The sequence below is a fragment of the Pseudoalteromonas sp. SIMBA_162 genome, from assembly GCF_046535955.1.
GTDB classification, from domain to species: Bacteria; Pseudomonadota; Gammaproteobacteria; order Enterobacterales; family Alteromonadaceae; genus Pseudoalteromonas; species Pseudoalteromonas marina.
This window is the reverse complement of the sequence record NZ_JAWJBQ010000488.1, coordinates 1-267: the sequence shown is the minus strand read 5'-3', so window position 1 is coordinate 267 and position 267 is coordinate 1. Positions and strand designations below refer to the sequence as shown.

The 267-nt window shown below is 34.8% G+C and carries 1 protein-coding gene; it reads left to right on the top strand.

Annotated features, from left to right (window positions below):
- On the top strand, window positions 1-267 hold a 267-nt coding region (locus R0J88_RS20625), incomplete at both ends, for a hypothetical protein (RefSeq protein ID WP_410900970.1).

Here is a 267-nt window from a genome sequence, read left to right as displayed (position 1 = left end):
AGCAGCAGAAGGTTATAAAGAAATTTCTACATTAACTGATTCTGAAAATGCATACTTCCACTATCAAGTAACAGATCAAAACGGTAAGAAACATATTACTACACAAACTGTTGTAACTTATGAAGTTACAAATAATGGTGCAAAACCAATTACAGTTGATGGAAGAACTGTTGCAGCATTTGGTGGGAAAATTTCATTCTCTAGAACTACTAATGCACAAGGACATGATGTTGTTGTTGTAGACGGTAATGGAGAGAGCACTGTAAC